This is a genomic window from Ureibacillus sp. 179-F W5.1 NHS, from assembly GCF_045369345.1.
In the GTDB taxonomy this organism is placed as follows: Bacteria; Bacillota; Bacilli; order Bacillales_A; family Planococcaceae; genus Ureibacillus; species Ureibacillus halotolerans.
On the sequence record NZ_JBIQFG010000018.1, the window covers coordinates 51,701 to 58,258 of the forward strand.

Consider the following 6,558-nt stretch of genomic DNA (forward strand, 5'->3'; position numbering starts at 1 on the left):
CAGCCTCTTAAAAATCATATCATTAAAATAAATCGATTAAACAAATTTTAAGCGTCCTGCTTCAATGGCAATTTCTGCATCACTATGGGGATATTTCGTATTCCCTATTATTTGATAATCTTCATGCCCTTTACCGGCAAAAATAATGATATCTCCAGGTTCTGCAACTGATACTGCATGACGAACCGCTTCTGCCCGATCTCCGATACATGCATAATTTTCATGTTGCATACCTTTAGCTAAATCACTTGTAATGCTATCATACTCTTCATAGCGGGGATCATCTGTTGTCAAGACAACATAGTCAGCTATCGATGCCTTCTCCGCCATTGCGGGACGTTTCGATTTATCTCGATTCCCACCTGTTCCAACTAAAAAGATTAATTTATTTTCCGGTTTTTTATATGGTAATGCAGCTTTAATTGCCTTTTCAATTGCATCTGGAGTATGGGCATAATCAATAAAGATTTGTAAAGGAAGATCGGTTTTCACTCTTTCCATGCGACCTCTAACTGGAGCTAAATCTTCAATTTGTTCGATAATTGCTTCCATCGAGAAACCTCTAGCATAAAAGACAGCTGTAGCAGCTAGTAAATTATAAACATTAAATTCACCAAGTAAGTGCGTAGTAACTGGGAATTTACCTTCCGGCGTAATCATATCAAAGGTTGTAATTCCATCTTCGTAGTTACAGTTTTCTGCACGGAAAATCGCATCATTTTTCAAACCATACGTCCATACTGGATAGGATGTCATCTGTTCATATTTTTCAGACCATGGATCATCTGCATTTAAAACGACATGTTTGTTTTTAGTAAAATCTTGTCCTAATTGGGAGAATAATAACCCTTTCGCATGTCCATACTCTTCCATCGTTCCGTGGAAATCGAGATGGTCATGGGTCAAGTTTGTAAACACGGCTATATCATAATCAACACCTGCTAATCTTCCTAAAGCTAAACCATGGGATGAAACTTCCATGACCATTGCACGACAGCCTTCCATTTTTGCACGGAAAATCATTTGCTGTGTACTTAAAACGTCATTCGTTGTATTAGCAGTTTCATATAAAACACCATTTAGCTCAAATCCAATTGTTCCTGATAAGGCGGATTTTTCCCCCATTCCGACAAGCATATGATGGATAATGCCAGAAACACTCGTTTTCCCATTGGTCCCTGTAACACCAATCATTGTAATATCGTTAGAAGGATAATCAAAAAACTTAGCAGCAAGTAAACCAAGGGCACGATTTGTATTTTTTACGATGACTTGAGCCACTTCTCCTTCGATTGGTAATTCCCGTTCCGCTACAACAACGGTAGCGCCAGCATCCACCGCTTTTTGTGCAAAATGATGGCCATCTACTGTATCACCTTTTATACAAATAAACATACTTTTTGGTTGAACACTTCTTGAATCGATTGAAATATCTTTGATTCTGTTTGGTAACTGACCAATAATTTTCTTTAATGGAATCACATTTAATAGTTCTTCTGTATACATAATTAATCCTCCGAATCCATTGGTGAAGTTACATAGGTAAATAATAGTTCCGCTGTGGCTTTTAATGAATCCACATGAGTACGTTCATAAGCGTGGGAAGCTTCTATTCCTGGGCCAAACAGGGCGTGCTTCACATCGTAACCTGCTCGAATAGCAGCTGATGCATCTGAGCCATAATAAGGGTAAATATCTAGCTTATATGGAATTTCATTCGTTTTTGCTAAGTTCACTAGATAGTGAGTTAACTCATAATGATATGGTCCGCTCGAATCCTTTGCGCAAATGGATACCGTATATTCATCTGAACTTTGTCCATCTCCAATTGCCCCCATATCTACGGCAATATATTCAACCACTTGTTCTGGAACGTTCGAGTTCCCACCATAACCTATTTCTTCATTGTTGGAAATATAAAAATGAGTTGTATAAGGCAATACAATCTTCTCTTCTTTAATAAACTTCACTAATTGTAATAGAAGGGTTGTGCTTGCTTTATCATCTAAATGTCGGGATTTAATAAAACCTGACTCTGTTGTTTCAAATCGAGGATCAAAGGATACGAAATCTCCAACTTCAATCCCGATTTTCCGTACATCATCCGCATTAAAACATTTTTCATCAATGCGAACTTCAATATGGTTGTCATCCCGTTTTAAATCACCAGCTTCTTTATATACGTGGACCGTTGTTTCATGCATCAAAATCGTTCCCCGTATTTTTTTACCGTCTGCCGTATGAATTGTACAATATTCACCTTCTACAGCATTCCAACGAAAACCACCGATCATCGTCAGCTTTAAACGTCCATTAGCCTTTACTTCTTTTACCATAGCACCTAACGTGTCCGTATGGGCAGTTAAGAGTCTGTGGGAAGAATCATTTTGTCCTTTGATTGTAGCAATGATAGCTCCTTTATTTGTCTGTTTATATTCGATGCCTAGGTCATGCAAATAAGATCCTATAAATTGCATAATTGTTTTTGTATAGCCTGAAGGACTTGGAATATTTACTAATTGACCTAATAAATTAATTGTATTTTTTTCATTAAATACATTTTTCATCTAAAATCCCCCAATCTTTAGTCAGTATAATTTAATTGAATAAAGTTAATGATAACAAAATTCGTCAATAATCGACACCCAGTAATTTTATGTATTTTCATTCATAGCCTTTTGGAAAGGGAGTAATGAATCGTTGTATCCCTCATTATATCACTAGTACAGTAAAGCATTAATAGGAAATACATCGAGAAACCCATTCATTTTGAATTTCTCGATGATTTTTGTTATTTCAACATTGTTCGTACAAGTTTTACTTTTTGTTTATACGGTGGGAATAATAAATTATTGGAAAATCTTGAAGATCTCTTCATGATGGATTTTGGATGAGTAAAGTTTTCAAAACTAGCCTTTCCATGATAAGCATTCACACCCGATGGACCGACACCACCAAAAGGTAAATAAGGATTTCCTACATGGGTAACGGTATCATTAATACATCCTCCCCCAAAAGGTAATTCTTGTAGGAAATAACTAATCGCTTTTTCATGTTCTGAGAAGAAATAGGCTGCTAACGGTTTAGGTAATTTTTGTATTTCATAAATTGCCATTTTTAAACTATCATACTTCATAACGGGCAAGATAGGACCGAAAATTTCATCTTCCATAATTGGATTGGACCACGTAACATTTTCAAGTATCGTCGGTTCAATATAAAGATCGCTTTCATCGGTACTACCACCAAAAGTAATATATTCTTTTTCTGCTTCAATTAACCGTTTTAAACGCTTGAATTGGCGCTCGTTAATGACACGACCATAGTCCGGACTCAGTTGTGGATTTTTCCCATAAAATTGTTCAATTGTTTTTCTGATTGCTTTCATAAATTTTTCATAAACGGAGGAATGGACAAATAAATAATCAGGGGCTACACAAGTTTGTCCTGTATTATTAAATTTCCCCCAAACAATCCTTTTCGCTGCAACCTCAATATTTGCTGTTTGATCGACAATGGCTGGACTTTTCCCTCCGAGTTCCAATGTAATTGGAGTTAACTTTTCAGCCGCTGCTCGCATAACAACTTTCCCTACTGCCACACTACCGGTAAAGAAAATATAATCAAAGGAAGCATGAATCAATGCTGTTACTTCTTCCTTCTCGCCTTCCACTACTCGAACATAAGATGTATCGAAGGTTTCTTCAATTATTTTTTTAATTATTTTTGTCGTATGAACGGAAGATTCGGAAGGTTTTACAATCGCTGTATTACCACCAATAATAGCTCCAATCAACGGTTCCATAACAAGTTGGAATGGGTAATTAAATGGCCCGATAATTAATACAACTCCATAAGGTTCTCGCACTATAAAGCTTTTGGCAGGTTGAAAATGGACAGGCGTTTTTACTTGTACAGGTTTTGCCCATTCATCGATATTTTTCATTAAATAATTAATGCTATCAAGGACGATTCCAATTTCATTCGAATACGCTTCAAATTCACTTTTATGCAAATCCAAATTTAACGCTTTTAAAATTTCTTTTTCATATTGTTTTATTTTCTCTTTTAGTTTTAATAATTGTTTTTTTCGGAACTCAATATTTTTTGTATGCCCGGTTAAATAAAATTTTTTTTGCTCTTCAATCATGATTTCAACGTCTTTTTCAGTATATCGTGCCATTTGTAACCCTTCTTTCAATACATAATTTTCTTTATATCGTCAATAATAATTATGTACAATTTACTACAATTTGTCGTCTAAATCCTTCTAATAAGGGTAGAAAAGGATAAAACGATAAAACTGAAGGGGGCAATTTTATATGATTTCGACTGATACTTGGTGGGAGAAAATTTTTTCAGGACCATTATCTATTGGATTAAATGAAGAAAAAGTGCATCAGTTAGAGGACGAATCTTTTTTATTCTTGAAAGAAGAACAATTGCCACAAGAAAATGAACAACAGAATGATTTTTAGAAAAGGGAAAATGAAGTTTTCCTTTATCGAATCCGTTTTACGGATAAATTGAATATTGAATAGCTTATAAAAAGGGTGACTTTTCAATGAAAAGTCACCCTAAAAAATGTTTTTAACTTACTGTTCCACTACTTCTGGATGGAATCCATCTTGTTGTAAATAATTTTCTTCTTCCCAAATGTTGATTTTATTCGATTTAGCTATTTCTTCAATTTCTTTAAATTGTTCTTCCAACGTATTGTTAGGCTTATCGATATATCGAACAGCCGCATATCCTTCACGTAATAACAATTCTTGTAAAAGAACATCATCTATAAATACATAGGCTAACAATCGGCCATAATGATCTGTTTTATTTCCAACATCAGAAAGCACTTCAATTTCCGAAGCATTTTCTAGTAATTTTTGTGTATAATCCTTTGCACTCTCTGCAAAAGGCATCGGATTATTTTCTTCATAATTCATTTCCGGTGTATCGACCATTAATAAACGAACGCGCTTTTCTTTTCCATTTACCTTTAAACGGAAAGTATCGCCGTCATTCGTTGACACATATTCCGCTTTTACTAATTCATTACCCGTTGCTTTCTTTGCATATTGCGGAGTAATTAAATAGTCAGTATCTTTTTCAACTGTATTTTCTTTTGATGCTGTATTACTAAAAATGAAATAAAGGGCTACTGCAATAATAATTGTGCCACTTGTTATTAATGTTTTTACATCTACAATACTCATGTTGCTACCTCATCTATTTTTACATTTCTATTATTATACCAAAAAAACAACTCTGATTAGTAGGGGCATCTCGTGAGTTTGCATACATCATCCCAACTTTCTCTTTTTACTACAAAAAATTCCATTAAAAGATAATTTTTGATTATTAACCTCTATCATGGAACCTGTCTTATTAAAAAACCCCGTAAAAGTTAGTTTCTGTCTAACATTTACGGGGGTTCAGAGATATTTAGTAGCTTATTAAAAACTTATTTTTTTAAATATCTTTTTCTTTTAACAAAACCAAACAATGCTGCTCCAATCATGAGTAAGCCAATGAATGTTACAAGATAATTTGTTTGTTTTTCACCTGTTTGATTTTTTCAACTTAAATTTTTTACGTCAATTCATCGCCAACTTTTTCTCTCTGTCCTTCAATTGCATCGTCTTCGGCATTAAATACGGCTTTCGTACTCTTTAACTTTCCAGCACTTGAACATACTCTGTTTCAGTTAGATCCGTTTCAATTGGCTCTGTTGTTTAATCTGGGTCATAGCACGTTGCGGTATTTTAAAACGTTGAGTTTAACACGCTTTCAAGTACTTTCACTGTCACTGGTTCTTCGAATCTAAATTGATTATTAATAGAATAATTATTCTAATCCCTTTGAAACCTAATTTGAATATGATAATTATTCTCCTATGACTTCTTTAAGATTACTTCAAAATAGTATATATATTTCTTTATTAATAAAAATTCGACAAATAGTATTACTATATAACTATTTAAACTAATATTCCAATATATTCAATTACCTATAAATGGTATAAATAGGATGTAATTTACAATTATTGAAAGGAGATTTATAAATGAAATCAAGATTATCATTTTTTTTAGTAATGGTTGTTTTTATGTTAGCATTTTGGATAAAAACAGACATATCAAAAGCTTATGCTAGTGAAACTTCTAATTCTATTATCATCAAATCAGAAGATAGAACAGAAGAGTTGCTAACTAATAGGTTTGAAAATTTAATTACTCCAAACGCAGAATTATTAAAACACTGGGTAGTAAGAGTAAAATTTTTCGCACCCTACACTTCTCCTAATGGAGCTCCAAAGCTTGCATGGCATGAAGAAATTATCAATAGTACGCCAATGGCTGGATACTTGAGTTTAGTTGGTAAAACACCAGGTGGTCCAAATTATTATCAATACGAGGGATATTTATATAATAAAAAATACCCGATACCTCAACTAAGAATTGTAGAAGAAGATAAATAGAAATTAAAAGGAGCATTCCTGTTAGAAGGATTTTCGAGGACTTGAACAAAAAAGAGCCCTCTTGGTATGATACGGGGTGTCAA

Annotated in this window: 6 protein-coding genes and 1 pseudogene; 2 read left to right on the forward strand and 5 right to left on the reverse strand. The window is 33.9% G+C overall.

Annotated elements, in window-relative coordinates; genetic code table 11:
• Nucleotides 1-36: 36 nt before the first annotated feature.
• The 3 genes from ACH0B5_RS09915 to ACH0B5_RS09925 all read right to left on the reverse strand — a co-directional run bounded on the left by ACH0B5_RS09915 (nucleotide 37) and on the right by ACH0B5_RS09925 (nucleotide 4,183).
• Nucleotides 37-1,506: a UDP-N-acetylmuramoyl-L-alanyl-D-glutamate--2,6-diaminopimelate ligase gene (locus tag ACH0B5_RS09915; RefSeq protein ID WP_122973361.1), complete on the reverse strand. Its 1,470-nt coding sequence runs from the start codon at nucleotides 1,504-1,506 to the stop codon at nucleotides 37-39.
• 2 nt (nucleotides 1,507-1,508) lie between these two features.
• Entirely contained in the window at nucleotides 1,509-2,567 is a 1,059-nt protein-coding gene (locus tag ACH0B5_RS09920; RefSeq protein WP_341361828.1) for a M42 family metallopeptidase, read from the reverse strand.
• 224 nt (nucleotides 2,568-2,791) lie between these two features.
• A complete protein-coding gene (locus ACH0B5_RS09925; RefSeq protein ID WP_122973363.1) occupies nucleotides 2,792-4,183 on the reverse strand; it encodes an aldehyde dehydrogenase in 1,392 nt (463 codons plus the stop codon).
• Nucleotides 4,184-4,322: 139 nt separating this feature from the next.
• On the opposite strand from ACH0B5_RS09925, the gene ACH0B5_RS09930 reads away from it, so the two are divergent.
• Nucleotides 4,323-4,478, forward strand: a complete 156-nt coding sequence (locus tag ACH0B5_RS09930) for a hypothetical protein (RefSeq protein WP_174232709.1) — start codon at nucleotides 4,323-4,325, stop codon at nucleotides 4,476-4,478.
• A gap of 117 nt (nucleotides 4,479-4,595) precedes the next feature.
• On the opposite strand, the gene ACH0B5_RS09935 is transcribed toward ACH0B5_RS09930, so the two are convergent.
• Nucleotides 4,596-5,213, reverse strand: coding sequence for a thermonuclease family protein (locus ACH0B5_RS09935; protein ID WP_122973364.1), 618 nt, complete (start codon nucleotides 5,211-5,213; stop codon nucleotides 4,596-4,598).
• A gap of 248 nt (nucleotides 5,214-5,461) precedes the next feature.
• Nucleotides 5,462-5,557: pseudogene (locus ACH0B5_RS09940) on the reverse strand (LPXTG cell wall anchor domain-containing protein); the annotation flags it as partial.
• 504 nt (nucleotides 5,558-6,061) lie between these two features.
• On the opposite strand from ACH0B5_RS09940, the gene ACH0B5_RS09945 reads away from it, so the two are divergent.
• Nucleotides 6,062-6,475, forward strand: a complete 414-nt coding sequence (locus ACH0B5_RS09945; RefSeq protein ID WP_122973365.1) for a hypothetical protein — start codon at nucleotides 6,062-6,064, stop codon at nucleotides 6,473-6,475.
• Nucleotides 6,476-6,558 lie beyond the last annotated feature (83 nt).